General features: G+C 45.6%; 1 protein-coding gene. It reads left to right on the top strand.

Annotation, left to right across the window (positions count from 1 at the left end; translation table 11 throughout):
• Nucleotides 1-37: 37 nt before the first annotated feature.
• The coding region (locus AB4585_RS22325; RefSeq protein ID WP_372171000.1) for a hypothetical protein at nucleotides 38-318 on the top strand (281 nt) is incomplete at its 3' end.

The following is a 318-nucleotide window of genomic DNA, read 5'->3' as shown; positions in this document are numbered from 1 at the left end:
GGGTGCAGATGCAGAAATGCCATTTGTGAGTCAGAAGGTGTCTAGAGAAGAGGTGTTAAATATAGCTTCTGAACTGGAATTGATTAACAGTTCTTACGCTGCCGGTCGCAGTCGTTCGGGTTGTGTTGGTTGTTTCTATATGAGCATTAATGAGCATATTGCTTTCTATCACGGCGATAGAAGGATGTTTCATAAGTTCGCTTCCTATGAGCGTCTTCCTGAATCATTGCTTGAGCGTTATAAGCGTGTACCTGATGGTTTTCCGTCACCCTACGGGTATTACACCTGTTACCCGCAGCCTGCGTTGCTGACTTTGGG

Origin of the sequence: Vibrio sp. 10N.222.49.C9, assembly GCF_041474985.1 — a bacterium.
GTDB lineage: Bacteria > Pseudomonadota > Gammaproteobacteria > Enterobacterales > Vibrionaceae > Vibrio > Vibrio crassostreae_C.
Note: the sequence above shows the minus strand (reverse complement) of the source record. Positions and strands in the feature narration are given on the sequence as shown.